Annotated in this window: 18 protein-coding genes, 1 pseudogene and 1 riboswitch; of the genes and pseudogenes, 9 read left to right on the top strand and 10 right to left on the bottom strand. The window is 59.4% G+C overall.

All coding sequences use genetic code 11. From position 1 onward, the window contains the following. Positions 1–5: 5 nt before the first annotated feature. Together HU754_RS13225 and HU754_RS13220 are read right to left on the bottom strand one after the other, a co-directional pair. The gene (locus HU754_RS13225) at positions 6–668 is read right to left on the bottom strand and encodes an amino acid ABC transporter permease (protein ID WP_003225455.1); all 663 of its coding nucleotides are present in this window, start codon (positions 666–668) and stop codon (positions 6–8) included. Between the two features lie 51 nt (positions 669–719). Continuing rightward, complete coding sequence (locus HU754_RS13220) at positions 720–1,568, bottom strand: transporter substrate-binding protein (protein ID WP_099756438.1); 849 nt, start codon at positions 1,566–1,568, stop codon at positions 720–722. Between the two features lie 424 nt (positions 1,569–1,992). On the opposite strand from HU754_RS13220, the gene HU754_RS13215 reads away from it, so the two are divergent. From HU754_RS13215 to HU754_RS13205, 3 genes are all read left to right on the top strand, one after another. Beyond that, entirely contained in the window at positions 1,993–2,397 is a 405-nt protein-coding gene (locus HU754_RS13215; RefSeq protein WP_186624557.1) for a hypothetical protein, read from the top strand. 83 nt (positions 2,398–2,480) lie between these two features. Beyond that, positions 2,481–2,912, top strand: a complete 432-nt coding sequence (locus HU754_RS13210; protein ID WP_186624556.1) for a thioredoxin family protein — start codon at positions 2,481–2,483, stop codon at positions 2,910–2,912. Positions 2,913–2,968: 56 nt separating this feature from the next. Beyond that, positions 2,969–3,436 carry a hypothetical protein gene (locus tag HU754_RS13205; protein WP_186624555.1) on the top strand — a complete coding sequence of 156 codons (468 nt, stop codon included), beginning with the start codon at positions 2,969–2,971 and terminating at the stop codon, positions 3,434–3,436. A gap of 12 nt (positions 3,437–3,448) precedes the next feature. On the opposite strand, the pseudogene HU754_RS29435 reads toward HU754_RS13205, so the two are convergent. From HU754_RS29435 to cobW, 8 genes and pseudogenes are all read right to left on the bottom strand, one after another. After that, positions 3,449–3,550: pseudogene (locus HU754_RS29435) on the bottom strand (type II toxin-antitoxin system RelE family toxin); the annotation flags it as partial. After that, positions 3,540–3,788 (bottom strand): type II toxin-antitoxin system Phd/YefM family antitoxin, encoded by a 249-nt coding sequence (locus tag HU754_RS13200; RefSeq protein ID WP_099756441.1) that lies wholly within the window; start codon positions 3,786–3,788, stop codon positions 3,540–3,542. The pseudogene HU754_RS29435 and the gene HU754_RS13200, both read right to left, overlap by 11 nt. Positions 3,789–4,083: 295 nt before the next feature. Continuing rightward, the gene (locus tag HU754_RS13195; protein ID WP_186624554.1) at positions 4,084–5,643 is read right to left on the bottom strand and encodes a TerC family protein; all 1,560 of its coding nucleotides are present in this window, start codon (positions 5,641–5,643) and stop codon (positions 4,084–4,086) included. A 310-nt stretch (positions 5,644–5,953) separates the two neighbouring features. Next, complete coding sequence (locus HU754_RS13190) at positions 5,954–7,600, bottom strand: phospholipase D-like domain-containing protein (RefSeq protein WP_186624553.1); 1,647 nt, start codon at positions 7,598–7,600, stop codon at positions 5,954–5,956. Positions 7,601–7,775: 175 nt separating this feature from the next. Then, entirely contained in the window at positions 7,776–8,459 is a 684-nt protein-coding gene (locus HU754_RS13185) for a vWA domain-containing protein (RefSeq protein ID WP_189661569.1), read from the bottom strand. After that, positions 8,441–9,442: a magnesium chelatase ATPase subunit I gene (locus HU754_RS13180; RefSeq protein WP_099756444.1), complete on the bottom strand. Its 1,002-nt coding sequence runs from the start codon at positions 9,440–9,442 to the stop codon at positions 8,441–8,443. Before HU754_RS13180 ends, HU754_RS13185 begins: the two co-directional genes overlap by 19 nt. Positions 9,443–9,779: 337 nt before the next feature. After that, positions 9,780–13,628, bottom strand: a complete 3,849-nt coding sequence (gene cobN / locus HU754_RS13175; protein ID WP_186624551.1) for a cobaltochelatase subunit CobN — start codon at positions 13,626–13,628, stop codon at positions 9,780–9,782. A 3-nt stretch (positions 13,629–13,631) separates the two neighbouring features. After that, the gene (gene cobW, locus HU754_RS13170) at positions 13,632–14,705 is read right to left on the bottom strand and encodes a cobalamin biosynthesis protein CobW (protein ID WP_225919979.1); all 1,074 of its coding nucleotides are present in this window, start codon (positions 14,703–14,705) and stop codon (positions 13,632–13,634) included. A 99-nt stretch (positions 14,706–14,804) separates the two neighbouring features. Next, a riboswitch (cobalamin riboswitch) is annotated at positions 14,805–15,016 on the bottom strand. Between the two features lie 350 nt (positions 15,017–15,366). On the opposite strand from cobW, the gene HU754_RS13165 reads away from it, so the two are divergent. From HU754_RS13165 to HU754_RS13140, 6 genes are read left to right on the top strand one after another with little or no spacing between them, the layout of a single operon-like run. After that, a complete protein-coding gene (locus HU754_RS13165; RefSeq protein ID WP_186624549.1) occupies positions 15,367–16,119 on the top strand; it encodes a 2OG-Fe dioxygenase family protein in 753 nt (250 codons plus the stop codon). Next, positions 16,119–17,396: a hypothetical protein gene (locus tag HU754_RS13160; protein WP_099756447.1), complete on the top strand. Its 1,278-nt coding sequence runs from the start codon at positions 16,119–16,121 to the stop codon at positions 17,394–17,396. Before HU754_RS13165 ends, HU754_RS13160 begins: the two co-directional genes overlap by 1 nt. After that, the gene (locus HU754_RS13155) at positions 17,396–19,816 is read left to right on the top strand and encodes an ATP-grasp domain-containing protein (RefSeq protein WP_186624548.1); all 2,421 of its coding nucleotides are present in this window, start codon (positions 17,396–17,398) and stop codon (positions 19,814–19,816) included. Before HU754_RS13160 ends, HU754_RS13155 begins: the two co-directional genes overlap by 1 nt. After that, positions 19,813–20,730, top strand: a complete 918-nt coding sequence (locus HU754_RS13150) for a sugar phosphate isomerase/epimerase family protein (protein ID WP_186624547.1) — start codon at positions 19,813–19,815, stop codon at positions 20,728–20,730. Before HU754_RS13155 ends, HU754_RS13150 begins: the two co-directional genes overlap by 4 nt. Further along, positions 20,720–21,412 carry an AzlC family ABC transporter permease gene (locus HU754_RS13145; RefSeq protein WP_186624546.1) on the top strand — a complete coding sequence of 231 codons (693 nt, stop codon included), beginning with the start codon at positions 20,720–20,722 and terminating at the stop codon, positions 21,410–21,412. Before HU754_RS13150 ends, HU754_RS13145 begins: the two co-directional genes overlap by 11 nt. Continuing rightward, complete coding sequence (locus tag HU754_RS13140) at positions 21,405–21,731, top strand: hypothetical protein (RefSeq protein WP_093430893.1); 327 nt, start codon at positions 21,405–21,407, stop codon at positions 21,729–21,731. Before HU754_RS13145 ends, HU754_RS13140 begins: the two co-directional genes overlap by 8 nt. Positions 21,732–21,761: the final 30 nt, after the last annotated feature.

Below are 21,761 nucleotides of genomic sequence, written 5' to 3'. Positions count from 1 at the left end.
GCCTCCTATCGGCGGATCGCCAGACGCTGCTCCAGGTATCGCAGCAGCATGGCAATGAGGTAACAGGCCGCGACATACAACGCCGTGGTCACCAGCCAGGTTTCGATTACCCGGTAGCTTTCGACGTTGATCTTGCGCGCGTAATAGGTCAGCTCCGGCACCGCAATTGCGGCGGCCAGTGAGGTGTCCTTGAACAGCGAAATGAAGTTGTTCGACAGCGCCGGCAAGACGTTGCGCAACATCACCGGCACGGTGACGTAGGCCTTGACCTGCCACTCGCCGAGACCAATGGCCAGTCCGGCCTCGCGCTGGCCTTTGGGGATACTCAGCAAACCGCCACGGAACACTTCGGTCAGGTACGCCCCGGCATACAACGACAGCGTGATGATGAACGACGGAATCTTGTCCAGACGAATGCCCAGGCTTGGCAGCGCAAAGTAGATCAACAGAATCAACACCAGAATCGGCGTGTTACGCACCACCGTGACGTACACCGAGGCCAGCACGCGCAAGGCGCGATGCTTCGAGAGCAAGGCGAACGCCATCAGCAGGCCGATCACGCAGCCGATGGCGATCGACACCAAGGCCAGTTCAAGGCCCAGACCGAGCCCCGCCAGCAAGGTGTCGAAATCGCGCCACACGGCGGCAAAGTTCAACTGATAGTTCATGGTCAGCAGTACCTTGAGCGGGGCGACTTTAATCGCCCCACTCTCACGGGATCATTTGAATTCGACTGGGAAACCGATCGCAGGCGACGGCAGGTCAACGCCGAACCATTGTTTGAACGACGCCGCATAAGTCGGGAATTCAACGCCGGTCATCGCTTCATGCAGTGCGGTGTTAACGAAGTTCAGCCAATCCTGATCGCCGCGTTTGACTGCACACGCGTAAGTCTGTGGGCTCCACGCATAGGTCGGGCTGCGGTAGCGACCTGGGTTCTGCACCATCAGGTATTTGACCGAAGACTGGTCAGTGGCGGCGGCATCGGCGCGGCCGGAGTTCACGGCCTGGTACATCAGGTCGACGCTGTCGTACTGATCGACCTTGGCTTTGGGCAGGGCTTGATGCACCAGCTCTTCGGCATAGACGTTTTGCAGCACGGCCACGGTGACGCTGTCGCCGGCGGCTTGCAGGTCTTCGATTTCCTTGTACTTGCTGTTGTTCGGCAGCAGCAGGCCGACGCCTTCGCGGTAGTACGGCAGGGTGAACGCCACTTGCTGCGCACGGCTAGCGGTGACGGTGATGAACTGGCAACTCATGTCGACCTTGTCGGTGAGCAGGTTGGGAATCCGCGCATCGGACGACTGCACGACGAATTCGACCTTGCTCGGGTCGTTGAACAGACCTTTGGCCACCATCCTGGCGATGTCGATATCAAAACCCTGCAACTTGCCGTCCGCGCCCTGAAAGTGCCACGGCGCATTGGTGCTACCGGTACCCACGATCAACTTGCCACGGGCCAGAACACTGTCGAGCTTGCTGTCGGCTGCCTGGGCCAGGCCCATGACAGCGGACGAAGCCGCAAGAACAAAAACACACGCTTTGAACAACGAAGGACGGCGATGCATGGCAAGCACTCCAGGATGGTGTTTATTCCGCTATACCGGAACACGGTTTGTTACTACGGAATAGACAGCAGAAAGTGTGCCATAGCTTTGGCAATAAAACCCAGGTCCTCGGAAACATTAATCGGTTCAACAAGTTAGCCCGCGTATCTACACGCGACTATTGCCAGTAGAAGTTTGACCGTCGCTACTGAGGGCAACCAATTGGGAAGTAACGTCACATTCAAGGGCATGTGCGCGACCAATTGATGCACACATAGAGCAATGAATCGGACTTGAAAAATGGACTGAGCACGGGTGACCGTTCATCGGATTTGCGGCTTGACCTGTCAGAGTTGACAGTTGTTGACCGGTGAATTGATAGGCCTACTGGTTTGGACCGAACGGGTCAGGAATCGAACTCAAAATCTCAATAAGGACTTTTGAAATGGCCAACCTGATAAAAAACGGGGATTTCGCCAATCAAGGCGACCACTGGACCGCAACAAATAAAGAAAACGTCAGTTATGTGAATGGTCACTGCATAATCGCGACTCCTGACTCCATTAGTCAGGACGTTCTCCTGGGTAGCGAGGGCGGCGGTAAATTCATGATCTCGGCAAGAATGAAAACACTGCCTGGCTATGCTGGCCGCGTCACTGTGCAACCACTTCCGACAGGCGACCTGGTTAAACTTGACGTCTCTGGAGGTCAGAACTGGACGATCAAGTTCAAAGAGTTCGAAGCACCTCTTGCGACACTCAAATTCACGGTGAAGGCAGAGTCAAATGACGGTACGTTTGATGAACTTGGCTCTTATTTCAGCGATTTAACGCTATCCAAGTTGCTCTGAGCCAATACTCTTGAAAGCGAGCTTTCATCTCGTGACGGCTCGCTTTTTCCGTGAACCACTGCATTCCGAAAAGGGAGTTTGCAATGAACTCGACAACCCCTTTCGCAGCCTTGCCGGCCACCTATCGAAAAACGCTGAAAACCTGGCGCCCGGTGATTCTGTATTTCGCCAACGAACACTGCCCCGCCTGCGAATGGGCCGGACCGATTTTTCGCCAGACGGCCGAGCCATACCGATATCGCGCCAATATCTACATGCTCAATACCAGCGAGTCCCCGCGCCATCCGCTGGTCACCGGCACGCCCACCGTGCTGTTTTACAAGAACGGTAGACTGGTGAAAAAACTCAAAGGCATCGGCACCGAAGAAACCCTCGCACGGGATTTCGCCGAGCATATCGGCAAGACCAAGGCGCCCGTTGCCGTCCGCAAACAAACGCATGATCTGCCTTGGCTGCGTCAGACACTTCGTACCTTGTGCACCGTTGCCCGTGCGCGTCCGCGGAGTCAGTACTGAACAGGCTGAAGGTTCCGAAGTAGCGTTAACCAAAAAGTCTCAGGGAGAGATAGGACATGACGAATTTGATCAGGAATGGCGAGTTCTACGAAGGCGAAAAAGACTGGTCAGTGAGCGATCCGGAGCACGTGAAATTCAACGAGGATGACTGCAAGATCACTTCACCCGGATACATCAGTCAGGACATCATTTTCCCATCTGCAGCCGAAGAATATGCGCTGTCCGCCAGAATGAAGACTGCGCCAGGCTTCACGGCGTGCGTGACATTGACGCTACACCCATCTGGAAAGGTACTTGCGCTGCTGCTCGAAAACGCATCGAACTGGCAGGTGTTGACCGACTGGACGGAAGCGCCGCCCGGCACAACCGGAGCCACCGTAAAACTTGAGACGAAAGCAGAAACCGGGGTCGCTACTTCGCAATTTGGCAGTCTGGAGCTATTGAAACTGGACGAGAAGCCATCGGGAAACATTCTGGAGCAAATCGTCGCGTGGTGGCGATCCTTGTTCGGTGCCAGGAGATAAACCCCGCTTCGACAGTCGCTCAGCTAGTTTTTCCTTGAACTGATCCCGTAGGCCAGCGCCCAGCTTCTCCCATTCTCTCCAGGCCTTTTCAGAAAATTCCAGCTCATAGGTCATCTAGTGAGACCTTGATGGTGGGGTCGTTTTCTCGCTCCTTGCAAAGCGCGATCAACTCCAGATCATCAAGGCGCGTCATCATCGCCTCGTATTCTTTGGCTGGTACGCAATAAAACGCTGGTTCATTTCGGTTGAGAATCGCTATAGAGCGTCCACCACCAGCAGCTACGGTGCCCATCGGATTTTTTTTCAACTCGGAAATACTCGCTACTACGTGGGAAAGAACGATGTGTGCCATTAAGGTGCTTCCTGAAGTACTTTTAGTAGCACCTAAAATAGCACCCTCGAAGCTCTTAACTTCGATCCATTTGACGATACCACGTGATTTCCGGCGACGTTTCTGCGTTGTCCGTCAGACGTTTCTCGCACTTGGTTGGGAACAGGAAGGATCGCTACACTTTTCATCAGTGAATACTGCGGTGCCTGAACCCAAGCATTCGCGAGCAGGCTCGCTCCAACATTTGAAACGCGTTCCAAGGTGGGAGCGAGCTTGCTCGCGAAGAGGCCGGCACAGTTAGTAGAGAACTCAAGGATTACGCTGGCGTGCGCTCCAAAAGCACCCGCGTCACCCGCCGCTCATCCACCGCTTTGACCGTCATCTGCCAGCCATCCAGTTCCAGACGATCACCAATGACCGGGAGACGATCAAGAAGGCTCATCACCAACCCGGCCATCGTCTGATAGTCCTCGGTCGGCTGCGCACCAAACCCGGTGCGTTGGCGCACTCGCGACAGGTTCAACGCACCACTGACGATAAACCCGCCCTGCTCCTCGACCACATCCGGGCCTTCGATTTCGCTGGCATCGGGCAACTCACCGGCAATCGATTCGAGGATGTCGGTCATGGTCAATACACCAACGAAATCACCGAACTCGTTGACCACAAAAGCAATGTGCGTCGAGGCGGCGCGCATTTGCTCCAGCGCGTTGAGGATCGAATAGCTGTCGAGCAAATTGATGGTCTTGCGCGCCAGGTGTTCCAGGTTCGGCTCGGCGCCGCCCAGGTACTCCTTGAGCAATTCTTTCTTGTGCACGAAGCCCAACGGCTCATCCACCGCACCGTTACGAATCAACGGCAGACGCGAGTAGGACGAGTGCATCAAGCGAGCCCGAATCGCTTCACGATCATCGGCCAGATCAAGCGTGTCGACATCGGCGCGCACGGTCATCAGCCCGCGAATCGGGCGTTCGGCCAGTTGCAGCACGCCGCTGATCATCACCCGTTCGCGACGGTCGAACAGTTCGGCACTTGGCGCGTCACCGTCGTCGAGCAGGTCGGCAATTTCCTCGCCGACCTCTTCCGCCGCCAGTTTACGCCCACCCAGCAAGCGCATGACCGCGTGAGCCGTGCGCTCGCGGATCGGCCGCAAACCCTGCATCGAACGCTTGCGGCGAGCCCGGGCGATCTGGTTGAACACCTCGATCAGAATCGAGAAGCCAATGGCGGCGTACAGATAACCTTTCGGAATGTGGAAGCCCAGACCTTCAGCCGTCAGGGCAAAACCAATCATCATCAGGAAGCCCAGACACAGCATGATCACCGTCGGGTGCGCGTTGACGAAGCGCGTCAGCGGTTTGCTGGCGACAATCATCAAGCCAATCGAGATGATCACCGCGATCATCATCACCGCCAGTTCATCGACCATGCCGACGGCCGTGATCACCGCATCCAGCGAGAACACCGCGTCGAGCACCACAATTTGCGCAACGATCGGCCAGAACAGCGCATAGGCGGTGTTGCTCGAGCGTTCGCCAACGTGGCCTTCCAATCGCTCATGCAACTCCATCGTCGCTTTGAACAGCAGGAACACACCACCGAACAACATGATCAGGTCGCGACCAGAGAAACTCTTGTCGAACACCTCGAACAATGGCTGCGTGAGGGTGACCAGCCAGGAAATACTCGCCAACAGGCCAAGGCGCATGATCAGCGCCAGCGACAGGCCAATAATCCGCGCGCGGTCACGCTGATGCGGTGGCAGCTTGTCTGCCAAAATTGCGATGAACACCAGGTTGTCGATACCCAGCACCAGTTCCAGCACGATCAAAGTCAACAAGCCTAACCAGGCCGTGGGATCCGCTAACCATTCCATAAAACGTCTCTATCTCTCTCGATGAATTCAGGCTGCCGGACACGGCAAAGCGCAACGCGAAGGCTCTGGGGCCGCGTTAGCAACGATAGTCGGATGTCGGAAAACCGGATGCTGCGAGTGCGTCAAGACCGCGCCATGGCGCGAGGGGAAGGTGCGACTGGGAGGCTCCGAGAGGGTGTTCATGCAAATCCTGAATGAAAAATGGCCTTGGAGCGTACAGGCTTTGGGAACATTTCCTACAGCGGCAAATCATTTCTAAATTTGTAACAGCGCTCCAGATTCCCCCGTAGGAGCTGCCGCAGGGGCAATGTCAGCGGCCAGCGAAGCGTAGGCGGGACAACTGCCGCAAATCCCCTTCGATGTAATAGTCATTCGTCCAATGGTCATCCACCGCCAACGGACTCACCTGCTTCAACGCCAGCTTCTTGGCGAAATAACGAAAGCGGTAATGCTCATAAAACCGCAGCAGCTCCAGCCCGTAACGATCCGCCAGATCGGTGTCGCCGCGAATGATCAGGTAGTTTTCATCGTTGCCATTACTCGCCGAAACGCTGAGGTTGTGGCTGCCGCTGATGATCGTTGGTGTGTCCGTGGTGAAGTCGGTGACCACGGCTTTGGTGTGCACCAGCAGATTGCCTTTCTGGCCTTTCATGTTCTCGCGCAGCCAGCCTTCCAGCCCGGTGTTGAGCAATGCGGTGGCGGCGAATTCGGCGCTGCGGTCGGCGTGAAAACCGGTGATTCGGCTGGCAGTGTTCTGCAGGCCATAACGCAAAACATCGTCGTGGGGCTGGCCGAGTAACGCGTTAAGAATCGCGTCCGGCAGCGAGAACGCGGTGACGAACAGCACGTCCTTTTTCGCCGCGCTGATGATCTGCACGAACGCCTGCAGATCGGCCCCGCCGGTGCGCGGCGAGAACCCGGCGAACACAGGTTGCTGCGGACTCATCGGGTTGTGTTCAGTAATCCAGTCACGGGTAACGCCGATATCATCCGGCTGCGCCCAGATCTGCTCGAACGTCTGCAGATAACTGGCGGCAATCGATGCATCGTCCAGCACATGCACCACGTTGGCCTGACGATAAACCCCGTTGGCGGTGAAATTGGTGCTGCCACACAAAACCGCTTCAGGCTGATGAGTGCCGCTGGCATCGACGCGGCTCAGGACCATGAATTTGTTGTGAAAGATGTTGTGGGTCACTCGCCCGCGTTTGCTCGCGGGAGGCAGTGCCGCCAGGCTCGCTTCGTTGAGCGTGGTGTCTTCATCATCGGGCCGGGCGTGATACAGCACCCGCACCTGTACGCCTCGCGTGAACGCCGCGTTGACCGCATCGACGATTGCCTGCAACTGATACTCGTAAATCGCGATGTCCAGCGCCCACTGACCATCGACCGCACGCTCGATAAACCCCAGCAAGCGCCCGAGCAAACCGTTTTCCAGCCACTGTCGCGCGGCATCGGGCCAGGCTTCGATGGGCATGTTTTTGTTGGCGCTGATCTGCGCGTCCAGATCGGGAAACTTGCGCTGGAATGCCTGACTGGCGGCGATCGCACGGTTGAATATCACGCTTTGATTGCTCGGGTGACCGTCATCGGAGGTGATCGTCAGTTCCAGCGACTCACCCAACTGCACGGCATCCGCAGTGCCGTAGGCCAGATGCACGCGATAGTGAAGGGTCATGCTCGGATTGACCGCATAATCGGCCCAGCGAAATTTCTGCAGCGGGGCTTTATCGCTTGGGGTGGCGTGGAACTGGGGAAAGGTGTGAGCCTTATTCGGGAAGGTCAGGCTGTTGAACAGGAACAACCAGGGTTTGGCGCCCTGCTGCTTTTCGATGGCAAACCCGAGCAAGCCTTGGCGCCGGGACTCGGCGAGGTCCATGGCCAGCAGCACGCCGTTGGTGCCGGCGTAGGCTTTGACGCGGAAGTCGTCTTGAGGGTTTTTAACCAGAACGCGCATCGCTCACTCCTTGTGATTGGGGCTGGGTGCAGCATAGAGCAGTGATTCGGGTTTTGAGTGTTCGGCTCTAGACCGGGTCGATGCAATCGCGAGCAGGCTCACTCCTACATTTGGAATGCGTTCCCCTGTAGGAGTGAGCCTGCTCGCGATGAGGCCCGACCAGACACAGAAAGTATCAGAGGGAAATCAATTCATCGATATGTTGATACTGCGCATCCAGCTCCGTCGCCAGATCCTTGGCCCGGCCCAACCGGATCGGCCCACGCTCGATGTCGATCAGCAACCCCGGACACCCCAGCGCCGGTAATCCCGCCCACTGTTTCAAACGCCCGTCGGTCACCACCAGCAAGCGTTGCTGCTCGGCAGGAAAGCGCTTGCGCCGCACCGTCAGCCACTGCCCGGCCTGCTCCAGCGCCGCCAGCAACGGCGTGCCACCGCCTGCACCCAAAGCGTCCAGCCAGACACGCAAGCCGCTGGACGCCTTCAATCCCTGCACCTGCCATTTCGGCACCGAGCCACTGGCCGTCAACAATGCGAGTCGCGCCCGTTGCCGGTAAGCATCATCGAACAATTGCGCGAGCAAACCTTTGGCATCGCTCAAGGCCTGATGGCGGCGGGTCGAGGCGGAGGCATCGACGATGACCAGCCATAACTCATGCGGCGTACGCGTGCGCAGTTGAAACAGCAAATCTTCACGCGTCCGGGGACGCCCGTTGAGCAACGTGCCCGGCCAATTTACCGTACCGCTGCGCGCCTTATGGCGCTTGCCTTGGCGTCCGTTGTCCAGCCGACCGGCGCGGGGTCTGGCATTCGCCCCCGCGTCGGATCGGGGGCGAATGCCTAAGGCTTTTTTGGCCAGCTCGGCACTTCGCGGCGGGCGCCGGTGGCGAGCGCAGGCGCCGGCATGTCGCCCCACTGGCCCTGCCCTTCACTCGGTGATGCCTGAGTCGCGGCCGGCGACTGGGCCGGTTGCGGCGGATTCGATGGCGCTTGCTCACGGCGCCGATGGCGCAGGGCAAACTCGGCGACAGCGTCGATATCCTCTGCGCCAATCACCTCAGCTCCGCGCCACGCTGCGTGGGCACGTGCGGCGCGCAACCAGACCAGGTCGGCACGCAAACCATCGACTCCGGCGGCGAAACAACGCTCGGTGATCTGCGCCAGTGCGGCATCATCCAGCGGAATATCGGCCAGGGCACGACGAGCGTTTTCGCAACGTGCACGCAAGGCTTGCTGCTCGGCTTGCCACTGTGCGCAGAACGCTTGCGGGTCGCTGTCGAAATCCAGTCGCCGACGGATGATCTGTCCGCGTTCGGTCGGTGCCGTGTGGCCACTGAGGGCGACGTTCAGGCCAAAGCGGTCAAGCAGTTGCGGGCGCAACTCGCCCTCTTCCGGGTTCATCGTGCCGATCAGCACGAACTTCGCCGAATGCCGATGGGAAATGCCGTCACGCTCGATCAGATTGGTGCCGCTGGCGGCAACGTCGAGCAGCAGATCAACGAGGTGATCGGGCAGCAGATTGACTTCATCGACGTAGAGTACGCCGCCGTCAGCCTTGGCCAGCACACCTGGTGAGAATTGTGCGCGGCCCTCGCTGAGAGCAGCGTCAAGGTCGAGGGTACCGACCAGACGTTCTTCGGTGGCGCCCAGCGGCAAGGTGACGAATTGACCGCTGGCGAGCAGATCGGCCAGGCCCCGGGCCAGGGTGGATTTGGCCATGCCGCGCGGGCCTTCGATCAGCACGCCGCCGATTTTCGGGTCGATGGCGGTGAGGCACAGGGCGAGCTTGAGGTCATCGGCGCCGACCACGGCGGAGAGCGGGAAATGCGGGGTGTCGGTCATTTGGGTTTTCTCTGTCGTGGTCTTGGGTGTGCTTGAGTGTTGTGGTGTGTCAGTCGGGGTGGCCCTCACCCTAGCCCTCTCCCAGGGGGAGAGGGAACTGATTGCGGTGTTCTTGCAAGTTGCGCCGACCTGAATTATCGAGTTGAACTCAGCCTCCAAAGCCAACACAAATCGGCTCCCTTACCCCCTTACTCCCTTGGGGAGAGGGAACTGACCTAGGTGTTCTTTCGAATTCCGTCGACCTGATACGTCGGGCCGAACTCAGACTTCGACAGCAACGCAAATCGGCTCCCTCTCCCTCCGGGAGAGGGCTGGGGTGAGGGTAGCTTTTGGCCGGTTACATATCTTCCTCAATATCCAGCAGCAGATTCTCCAGCGCTTCCTTATAAGCCCCAGGCTCCTGCCACATCCCCCGCTGCTGTGCCTCAAGCAGGCGCTCGGTCATGTCCCGCAGCGCATGCGGATTGTGCTCGCGAACAAATTCCCGCGTTGCCGGATCCAGCAGATAAGCATCGGCCAGCAAAGCGTACTGGTGATCATCGATCAACTGCGTCGTCGCATCGAACGCGAACAGGTTATCAACCGTCGCGGCCATTTCGAACGCGCCTTTATAGCCGTGGCGCTTGACCCCGTCGATCCATTTCGGATTGACCGCTCGTGAGCGAATCACCCGGTTCAGCTCTTCTTTCAAGGTGCGAATCTTCGGCAGATCCGGTTGACTGTGATCGCCGTGATAACTCGCCGCCGCTTCGCCGCGCAAGCTTTCCACGGCAGCGAGCATGCCGCCCTGGAACTGGTAGTAATCATTGGAATCGAGCAGGTCGTGCTCGCGGTTGTCCTGATTCTGCAGCACCGCTTGTACCTGACTCAGGCGCTGAACGAACTGCTCGCGCGCAGCGGTGCCCTCATCAGCACCGCCATAGGCGTACGCGCCCCAGTTCAGATAAACCTCAGCGAGATCTTCACGGCTCTGCCACAAGCGACCGTCGATGGCGCCCTGCACGCCTGCGCCGTACGCGCCGGGTTTGGCGCCGAAGATCCGCCATCCGGCCTGACGCCGCGCGGTGTCCTCATCGAGGCCCGATTGCCGCAGCGCCTCGCGCTCGGCACGCACTTTCGCGGCCAGCGGGTTGAGGTCGTCCGGCTCGTCCAGCGCTGCCACTGCTTGCACGGCGGCGTCGAACAGGCGAATCAGGTTGGCGAAGGCATCCCGAAAAAACCCGGAAACTCGCAGCGTGACATCGACGCGCGGACGATCAAGCAGGCTCAGCGGCAGAATCTCGAAATCATCAACGCGCTGACTGCCAGTGGCCCACACCGGACGCACGCCCATCAGTGCCATGGCCTGGGCGATGTCGTCGCCACCAGTGCGCATGGTCGCGGTGCCCCACACGGACAATCCGAGCTGGCGCAGGTGATCGCCGTGGTCTTGCAGGTGCCGTTCCAGAATCAACGTCGCCGACTGGAAACCGATGCGCCACGCGGTGGTGGTCGGCAGGTTGCGCACGTCGACCGAGTAAAAGTTGCGGCCGGTGGGCAGCACGTCAAGGCGACCACGGCTGGGTGCACCGCTGGGGCCGGCGGGGACGAAGCGACCGCTGAGGGCGTCGAGCAGGCCGCGCATTTCGGCGGGGCCGCAGGCATCGAGGCGTGGGGCGACGACTTCGCGCAGATGGTCAAGGATTGCACTGACCTCCACCCAACGCGGTCCTTGTAGGAGTGAGCCTGCTCGCGATGGCGGTGTGTCAGTGGACTCAATGTTGGCTGACACACCGCCATCGCGAGCAGGCTCACTCCTACAGGGGATTTGTAGTGTTTGGGAGATTAGGTCCGAAGCGAAAAGTTCGAGGCGTTCGCGGGTATCGCCGGCGCTACGCCAGACTTCATCGCTTTGCGATTGCAGCTCTGGCGGGCGAAGACCGGTCCATGGATCGGCTAGTGCGCAATCGAGCGGATCGAAACCGAGTTCGAATGCTTTGGCCAGTGCTCTCAGCAGACTCGACTGTGCGCCCTTCCCGTCTCCGCGCGGAATCCGTAGCAGCGCCAGCAACGTATCGATCCGCAGACGCCCCGTCAGTGACTCGCCAAAAATGTGCAAGCCATCGCGAATCTGCGATTCCTTCAAATCACACAAATACGTATCCAGGCGCGGCAACCAGATCGCCGCGTCGGCATAACTGTCCAGCGCGGCATCGAGTTGCAGTTCGCGGTCGATCTGCGTCTCGCGGACCAATAGCAGAATGTCGCGCTGCAGTTCACGGGCGCGGCGCGGATCAAGCAGCTGCGCTTCGTAATACTCGTCGGCCAGCAGCTCCAGATTGCGCAACGGCCCGTAGGTTTCGGCACGGGTCAGCGGCGGCATCAGGTGATCGATAATCACCGCTTGCGTGCGCCGTTTGGCCTGCGCGCCCTCCCCCGGATCGTTGACGATAAACGGATAGATATTCGGCAGCGGACCGAGCAACGCATCCGGCCAGCAGTTCTCCGAAAGACCGACGCCTTTGCCTGGCAGCCATTCGAGGTTGCCGTGTTTGCCAACGTGAATCACGCCGTGGGCACCGTAGGTGTTGCGCAACCAGAAATAGAACGCCAGATAAGCGTGCGGCGGCACCAGATCGGGGTCGTGATAGACCGCGCTCGGGTCGACCTGATAACCGCGCGCCGGCTGAATACCGACGAAGGTCAGGCCGAAGCGCAGACCGGCGATCATCATCCTCCCATCGCGGCACATCGGGTCGTTTTGCGGCGTGCCCCAGCGTTCGATCACAGCGCTGCGATTGGCCTCGGGCAGCGCGTTGAACATCGTTAGATAAGCGTCCATCGCCAGGCTTTGCTGGCACGGACGCAGATCAATGGTGTCGAGATCGTTGCTGACGCCACCGAGCAATTGCTCGATCAACTCGGTGCCGCTATTCGGCAGTTCAGCGGAGAGCGGATATCCCTCAGCCTGCAATGCACGCAGGATGTTCAGCGCCGCCGCCGGCGTGTCGAGCCCGACACCGTTGCCGATGCGCCCATCACGGGTCGGATAGTTGGCGAGGATCAATGCGATGCGTTTTTCGCCATTTGGTACTTGCGCCAGATCAATCCAGCGCCGCGCCAGTTCAGCGACGAAATCCATGCGCTCAGGTTGCGCGCGGTAGCAGACGACATCGGACTGACTGCGCTCACTGCGCCAAGCCAGATCCTTGAAACTGATCGGCCGGCTGATGATGCGCCCGTCGAGTTCCGGCAAGGCAATGTGCATGGCCAGATCCCGTGGCCCCAGGCCTTGCTCGCTGTCGCGCCAGCCGGGCTCGTTGTCCTGCGCGCAGATTGCCTGGATCACCGGGATATTGCGGCGAAACGGTCGCAGATGCGGCGCTTCCGGGCTGGATTGAGCGAACCCGGTGGTGTTGAGAATCACCCCTGCCTCAACCTCGTCCAGCCAGTCCTCGACCACCGTAAGGCAGCCGGGTTCTTTCAGACTGGCCACCGCGATCGGCAGCGGATTCAGCCCCGCCGCTTGCAAGCGCTGGCAGAACACATCGATGAACGCGGTGTTCGCCGCTTGTAGATGCGAGCGGTAAAACAACACCGCCGCGACCGGATGTGCAGGCAGCCAATCGGCTTGCCAGTCACTCAGTGCGGCGCTGGTTTTATTCGGGTGGTAAATCGCCGTGCGCGGCAGCGCCTGCGGTTCTTCCCAGACGTAATCACGAGCCAGCCAACGGTTGGCGAGGCAGCGGAAAAAGTCCAGCGCATTGCCCAGGCCGCCCTGGCGCAGGAATTGCCAGAGGCGATCACGATCCACAGCGTTGACGGTGCTCAGGTCGCTGAGTTCCGGATCAGGACGGTCATCGCCCGGCACCAGAATCACCTGCACACCGCGCTCGGACAGTTCGATCAGACGCTCGACGCCGTAGCGCCAATAGGCGATGCCGCCGTGCAGCGAGATCAGGATCACCTTGGCGTGGCGCAGCACTTCGTCGACGTACAGATCGACCGAAGCATGGTTCTGCACCTGCATCGGGTTGGCCAGACGCAGGCTCGGGTAATCTTCCGGCAACTGCTGCGCGGCTTCGGCGAGCAGCGCGAGACTGGAGTCGCCGCTGCACAGGATCACCAGCTCGGCGGGGGTTTGGCCAAGGTCGGCAATGTTGTCATCCGAGACGAAACCGCCGGGCTGAGTCCTGAGCAGGTGCATGGCTTAAACGCTGAGCGCAGCGCGCAGTTGCGCTTCGAGTTGCGCGGCGTCGAGTTCCTGACCGATCAACACCAGCCGCGTGACGCGCGCTTCATCAGCGCCCCACTGACGGTCGAAATGCTTGTCGAAACGCGTACCCACGCCCTGGATCAGCAGACGCATTGGCTTGTTCGGGATAGCGGCGAAACCTTTGATGCGCAGGATGCCGTGCTTGACCACCAGTTGCGTCAGGGCGTCGAGCAGCAGGCTTTCGTCGGCTTGTGGCAGTTCGATGGAGATCGAATCGAAGGCGTCGTGATCGTGGTCATCGTGGTCGTCATCGCCTTCACCGTGGTGGTGATCATGATGGCTGTGGCGGCTATCGATGTGCTCCTCGGAACCGGCGCCGAGGCCGATCAGCACGTCCAGCGGCAGACGGCCGTTGCTGGCTTCGATGATTTTCACCGCTGGCGGCAGTTCTTCGGCGACTTCAGCGCGGACACGAGCGAGATCTTCCGCGCTGGTCTGGTCGGCCTTGTTGAGGATCACCAGGTCGGCGCTGGCCAGTTGATCGGCGAACAGTTCGTGCAGTGGCGATTCGTGGTCGAGGTTCGGATCGAGTTTGCGCTGGGCATCAACCTGATCCGGGAACGCGGCGAAAGTGCCAGCAGCGACGGCCGGGCTGTCGACCACGGTGATCACCGCATCAACGGTGCAGGCGCTGCGGATTTCCGGCCACTGGAAGGCTTGTACCAGCGGTTTTGGCAGGGCCAGGCCCGAGGTTTCGATAAGGATATGGTCGAGATCGCCGCGACGGGCAACCAGTTCACGCATCACCGGGAAGAACTCTTCCTGAACGGTGCAGCACAGGCAGCCGTTGGCCAGCTCATAAACGCGGCCGGTGGCTTCTTCTTCCGTGCAACCGATGGTGCACTGCTTGAGGATTTCACCGTCAATGCCCAACTCGCCAAACTCGTTGACGATCACCGCGATACGACGGCCCTGCGCGTTGTCGAGCATGTGGCGCAGCAGCGTGGTCTTGCCCGAGCCGAGGAAGCCGGTGACGATGGTGACGGGGAGTTTGGCCAGTGTTTTCATCGGTATGCCCTTTGGCAAGCGGCGGGCATACGGGACGAGAACCGGCAACGCGCGCGCGTGCCTGGAGAGTTCGCCACCGGATCACCCCGCCCGGTTGTAGTGAGAATCTGTGACGAGGCAGGTCTCCTGGCTGACGGTGTTCAGGCGCTGGGCCTGGCGTTGGCTGCGCCTTCCCGCGGGCTCATAAGTTGAGCTGGCAGTGGCGTGGCAGCGAACATCACCGTTCACAGTTGCGGGGGCAGCCGCGGCATTGACCGCGTTCCCTTCTTAGCTCCGGCACACGCCGGAGAACCTCGAATGCGCAAGGCTACGCATGCATGGCAGGCGGGTCAACGTCTGGATCATTGTGGTTATAAGGACAGCGACTTTTTCATCTAATGATCGCGAACACTTCTCACTTAAGAAGTAGTTGTAAGTTATGTCTTACATGCCCTATCCGTTAAATTAAAAAATTACCACCGGGTTAAACCCTGAAATAGAGCGGCTGCGCGCATTCGATTACATATCTTTACAAAAACCAAATTGATAAATCAATACAAGATATGAACGATGAGTTCGCACAAGGACTATGAGTCTCTCAAGAAAGGATTTCTTGCATGGCTGATTATTATCAGTATTTGATCCTGCCTGTTTCTTTCCTGCACCCATGGGTATCCAAAACATGAGTGCCGGTAACGCGTTACGGCTTTCAAGTGATGCCGGACTAAAGGAACTTTCCGAACTACTGCGCAATTGCCACTATGCGCACAGTGCCCACTATCCAGCATTGGATGTTGCGCTGCTGGGACGCGAAGCATGCCGGGCATTCAATGCGACCTGGGAGCATTTGCATACCGATGCGTATCTCAGCGCAGAGAACGGTCTTCGCGAACGACGCATCTGCAAGTTCCAGTATCGCCAACGGGAACGCCAGTGGACGGCGCTGCAAGACTGCCACTTTTTTCAAGCCGAGACCGACAACCCGCTGTTGGGCGGGGTGCAGCGCACCTACACCCGCTGCGAGGCGACGTTTATTGACTCCCCGATTCTGCAGACACTGCTGGCCGCCGACCTGGCACTGCTGGACATGGCGCTGGGGCCGCGCGACTGGCTCGTGACCTGCCATCAGTTCCGTATCCTCTGCGATCAAGGCAATGCTGGCCAGGCCACTCCTGAGGGCAGACATCGCGACGGGCACGATTTTGTCTTTCAACACCTGATTCAACGTCAGCATGTCATCGGTGGTGAAAGCCGGATATTTGATGAAGAAGGTGGCCAAGTATTCAGTGCAACTTTGACTGACTATCTGGAAACCGTCGTCTTGAATGACCGAATACTTCTGCATGAAGTTTCCCCACTGCAAACATCGAGCATTAATTCGGATCGCGGCAGTCGCGATATGTTGATTATCGACTTCGACCTGGCGGACTACTAATGAATCATTCGACTCATGCACTTTCAGTCAGTACCCCACTCGCGCATAACTTCATCATTGAACAGTTTCAACAGGCGTGCGCACGAAGAACTTCCACACTATCGCTGACCGCCAATGAAAACATATTGTCCGAGACTGCACGCACGCTAGGACAGAATCGCCATTACGAGCGTTACTTGTTCAATGCACAGGCCATTGACGGTCAATGCTATGCCGCCGAATTCAATGGCATGCAGGTCGAACACTTCCCCGAAGTCGAAACATTAAAGGCTTTGGCGACCCAAGCCGTGCAGGCGATGTTCAACGCGCCGTTCGTCGAATACCGCGTGCTCTCCGGCGTGCACTGCACGCTGAGCGTGCTGGCCGCCCTGACCGAGCCGGGCGACTGCGTATTATCACTGGCGCCCGAAAGCGGCGGGCATTTCGCAACCGGGCCTCTGGTGCAGAAGATGGGCCGGCACAGCGTCTTTTTGAAACTGACGGCTGACGGACAAATTGATCTCGGGGACGTTGATCGGCAACTCCAGGCGTGTGGTGTACAACCGGCAGCCGTACTGCTCGACCATGGTCTGACCACACGGGCAATCGCCCTTAAACCACTGCGCGCGCTGCTGAACCACCGGGGCTTTGAGCGGACACTGATCATCTACGATGCGTCGCACACTCTGGGCCTCATCGCCGGGAAGGTCTTTCCCAACCCGCTTGACGAGGGGGCGGATATTCTTCAAGGCAACACCCACAAATCCCTGGCAGGTCCGCACCGGGCACTGATCGTCTGCCGGCGTGCCGATCTGGCCCAGCGGATCGAGCAAACGCTCAGTGGTGCGCTGGTGTCCTCGCCCAATCTGCCCGGTCTGCTGCAACTGTTCGTCAGCCTGCTGGAAACCCAGCGCTACGGCCAGGCCTACGCCCAACGCATGTGCGCCAATACTCGCCAGTTGCACGACGCACTCGCCGACCTGCCGGGCTGGACGCTGCACCCCTCCGACACGCACCTGCTGTTGCTCGAAGGCGAACGGGCCCGGCAAGCGGCGCAGCAGCTCAATGAACTGGGGATCCGGATCAACAATAAACAGATCAATGGCCGCGACTGCCTGCGCTTCGGCCTTCAGGAAATCACTCGTCTGGGCATCAGCAGCGAAGACCTGGATGCCTTGGCGCACATCATTCGCAATGTCTTGAGCGGTGGCGCCAACGGCGTGGACCGGATTCGTCTGGCTCACATTTGCCAGCGCCTGAACCGGGTCCACTACAGCTTCGATCAGGAGGTTGACTAATGAGTGCAGCGGCCTGCCTGATCATCGGCAATATTCGTGACGGAGAATACGAGGGCCTGATTGCCGAGGGCATCACCCCTTTGCTGATTGCCGATAGTCGCAAAACCAGCAAGATCGCCGATGCGAAACAGATCTCGCCGGTGGCGCTGTATGACTTTTCCAGAGGGCTGACCGCGGATCTGATCCAGCTGACGCAGCAGTTGCTGGACGAGCATGGCTTCACCAGTGTCCTGAATTTCCGTGAAGGCTATGTCGCGATCACGGGGCGGCTGTGTGCGGCGCTGCCGGCGCTGGCCCACTTGCACCGTAACGTGGAAAACACGCTGGACAAGGTGCTGCAACGCCAATGCTTCCAACAGTCGCGCAACCTGGATCTGCACGTGGTCTCTCGCCAGGTTCGTATCGACGACCTGCTGGCGCGCCCGGGCGAGTTGCCCTACCCGTTCATCCTGAAGCCAGCGAACCTTTACAGCAGCCTGTTCGTACGCTGCATCGACGATCAGCAGGATCTGCTCGACTACGCCCGTCATGAATGGCCGGCGCTGCAGCGCTATGTGGCGGGCAAAAGCCGCGAAACCGATCAACTGCTGCTGGAGGAATTTCTCCAGGGTTCCAACCACTCCATCGATTGCACGATTGCCGCCGATGGCACGATCAGCAGTTTTCCGATCGTCGATGTGATTGCCGGCGTCGATATCGATCGCGGTGACTTTCACCATTTCGCCCGCTACACGCCGTCGCTGCTGGAGCCCGACGCAGCGCTGAAGGAGCGTTGCCATCGTCTGGCCCATGACGCCGTGAAAGCGTTAGCGCTCAAAGGCACGTTTGCCCATGTCGAGTTCATTCTCACCCCCCGCGGGCCAAGAGTCCTCGAAGTAGGCGCACGCCCCGGCGGCAGCCGGATTCATGTGATTCGTCAAGCCTGGGGGCTGGCGCTGGATGTCTGCTACCACCGCGCGCTGTCCGCCGAGCCTCTGCCCAGCGCCAGCGAAGCGCCGGATGCGTTCGGCATCGCCACCCCTTTTGCCCGCACAGACCGGCTCTATGACGGACTGCACGGCGCCGACCGGATCTGCCGCTTGCCAGGTTTCCAGCGTTGGTACGCCTACGTCACTCCGGGCGAAGCCATCGGACCGGTCAGCAACGGTTTTCAGAACTACCTGTACATCGAGTTCAGGCAACCCGACACCGCCCGCCTGCGACAATCCTTGCTCGCCGTCAGCGACATTGATGTCTACGGCGAGCAGCCCACGGCGGCGAACACCAAACACATTCTGCTCATCGGCGGGCGTGATTCGGGACTGGATTGGGATACTGCGCGGCAGTTTCGATTTACTCTCGTCCAGCAACCCGGCGAGTTATCTGACTATCAGCGCGAGCGCGCAACGCTAGTGCTGACGCCTGACATCGCCGATCTGCCGGCCTACAGCACGATGGTAGAACGGCTGCACCGGCAATCGCCATTCGATGCCGTGGTTTCGTTTTCGGAACTGGGCCTGCTGCCCGCGTCACGCTTGGGCGAACGTCTGGGCATCGTCCACAACAACCTGCGCAGTGTGGAAGTCAGTCGCGACAAGCTGCTGTTTCGCCAATTGCTCAAAGGCAGTCGCTACGAGTTGCCCACTGCCGCTATCAACCATGGTGCCGAGGCTCGCGCTTTCGTGCTGCGCCATGGCCCGGCCATCGTCAAACCCGTCAACGGTTCGGGCAGTCAGGGCGTCTATGCCATAGACAGGCCCGAGGATGTCGAACACCTCTCGCTGGAGGGAAACAATCTGATCGAGGCCTTCGCCAGCGGCGACGAATACAGCGTTGAATCCCTCAGCCTGGATGGCCAGCACCGGATTCTCGGCATCACGCGCAAATACACCAGCGGTGCCCCCGGTTATGTCGAAACCGGGCATGACTTTCCTGCCGGGCTCGACGAGAAAACCGCCGCGCAGATCGAAGAAGCGGTGCTGTGGCTGCTCGGGCGAATGGGCAACCGCTGGGGCCCGGCCCACACGGAAATCAAGCTGGACGGTTCACGCCTGCAATTCATCGAAACCCAGACCCGCTTCGGCGGTGACCAGATCTGGGAGATGGTCTGGAAAACCACGGGGGTGCATTTGGCAGCCAGCACCATCGCCGCGATGGCCGGCACGTCACTGCCGACGCCCGAGAAAACCTACGCCAAAATGGCGATCCGCTACATCGAGGCGGCCCCGACCGCCGATCCGCAACAGCTCCAGGCACGCCTGCTGCAACACCCGTTTGCATTACGCGTGAACCTCAACCCCGACAAGTTCGGCCAGAGCATCAGCCGTTCCGCAGACCGCCACGGCTACACGCTGCTGGGCTGCAGCGACGCCGACGACCCGGCGGACTTCAACGCCGCGATCACCCACCCAGAGTTCACTACGCAAGGACCAGCGCAATGACCCGTAAAGACCCGCTATATCACATCGAAGGCCCGATCAGCGCTCACTTCCCGATGATCTCCTTTTCCACCAATGTCTACGACAACCCTGCAGACATCCTGGGTTCGATCACCGATCTGGCCAGACATTTCCAAGCGGTCGAGTTCGAGATCGGCGAAGACGCCGAAAAAACCTTCTGGTCGCTGAGCGCCGAAGACCGCTCTGAGCTTGCCGGGAAAATCCACAGCTTCGCCGAACACAATGGCATCACGCTGACCGTCCACGCCGGATGGTGGGGTCGCCAGTACAACCTGTGCTCCCCGGATTTGACCGAACGTGCCCAAGCGGTGGACTGCCTGAGTGCCGCCGTGGAGTTTTCCCACGAGGCCGGCGCCACCAGCGTCACTTTTCATCCCGGCTACAAAGATCAACTGGAAAACGGCGAACTGCTGGACAACCTGATAGTAGCGATCAACGAGGTGACCAAGCGCTGCAACACCGATGGCATCGCCCTGTGCTTGGAGAACATGGGCGGTCAGCGGCCGAAATTCCCGGTCTTCACCGTCGAGGAACACCTGCGCTTTCACAAGGAGACCGGGTGCTTCGTGACCATCGACGTGACGCATCTGTGCTCACTGCTGCCGTATGGTGAAAGCCTGTTCAAAGCCATTGCCGATCTGGCGCCGGTTACCCGGCATCTGCACATTGCCGACCTCAACAACACCCACCATCAACATCTGCCGATTGGCGAAGGCAACTTGCGCCTGAGCGATGTGCTCAATCGCTTCGCGGTCAACGGCTATCGGGGTGTGGCCGTGGTGGAGGAGTTCATTCCGCGCTTCTCCACCGAGTACTACCTGGAAAAAGCCCTGGCCTACAAGAACGGCGTAGAGCAATTGCTGGCCGGCTCGCGGCACAGCACTCATGCTGGTTGAGTCGAACCTGGCAAAACCGGCGTCGCGCAGCGAGATCGCGACCGGTATCCGCGATGCGCTACCGTTCGTCTTCTCGCTGCTGCTGACCTTCACCCTGATCGGCATGCTCGGGCGCCGCCATGGTCTGGATCTTCCGGCCATGGTGGTTTTCAGCGGTACGGTAATGGCCTCGCCGTTGCAACTGACGCTGCTGGAAACCCCCGCGCACCTGCTTAACGCCTTTGGCGTGCTGGTCTCGGCGCTGAGTATCAACTTGCGTTTTCTGGTCTTCACACTGAGCCTGAAATCCAGCCTCCAGGGCCCGGTCAAAGCGTTCGTCCCCGCCCTGGCGGTGATGGCAAATGCGGCTTTCACGTTGATGTCGATCCGCAAGGATCAGCAACCGATCAGCCGCCCGTATGCCAACACCGTGTGCTTTCTGCTGTACGCCGCCGCCCTGCTTGGCACCGTGGTCGGGTATTGCTTCGCCAGCGTGGCCGACAACGCAGTGATGGATCACGTCAGTGTAGTAATCGCGATTTTCATCAGCGCTTCGCTTGGCAAGATGGCCCGCGACCGTCACAACTTCCATGCGCAATGGATTGCCGGCCTGGCCACCGCCGCGAGCTTGCTGTGGCTGGGCGAGGTCAGCTTGCTGCTGGTGCTCGCCATCACCGTTCTGACGAGCTATGTCTATGATTGAACCTGGTACTTTCTGGCTGTACGTACTGATTTGCGCGCTGGTTTCGATCGTCTGCCGCTTGCTGCCGCTGGCTGTCGATGTCGAACGGCTTTCGGCAACTGCCCGCGCTTTCATCGATCGTCTGGGAAAATACACATCGGTGGCGATGCTCGTCAGCCTGCTGGCGGTCTCACTCTATCCTTTGGCCAGCCAGCACCTGGCGGCCATGCCATGGATCCTGCCGGTGGCGTTGGCGTGGCTGCTGAGCCTGACGCGAATCAAATCCTATTATGCGTTCCTGATGGCGCTGGGGGTGTACGTCCTGCTGATCATGCGCTAGGCGTCGATTGACTCAAATCCCCCGCCCATG

Source organism: Pseudomonas zeae (assembly GCF_014268485.2).
GTDB lineage: Bacteria > Pseudomonadota > Gammaproteobacteria > Pseudomonadales > Pseudomonadaceae > Aquipseudomonas > Aquipseudomonas neuropathica.
The sequence above is the reverse complement of the archived record's forward strand: the minus strand, read 5'-3'. Positions and strand labels throughout refer to the sequence as shown.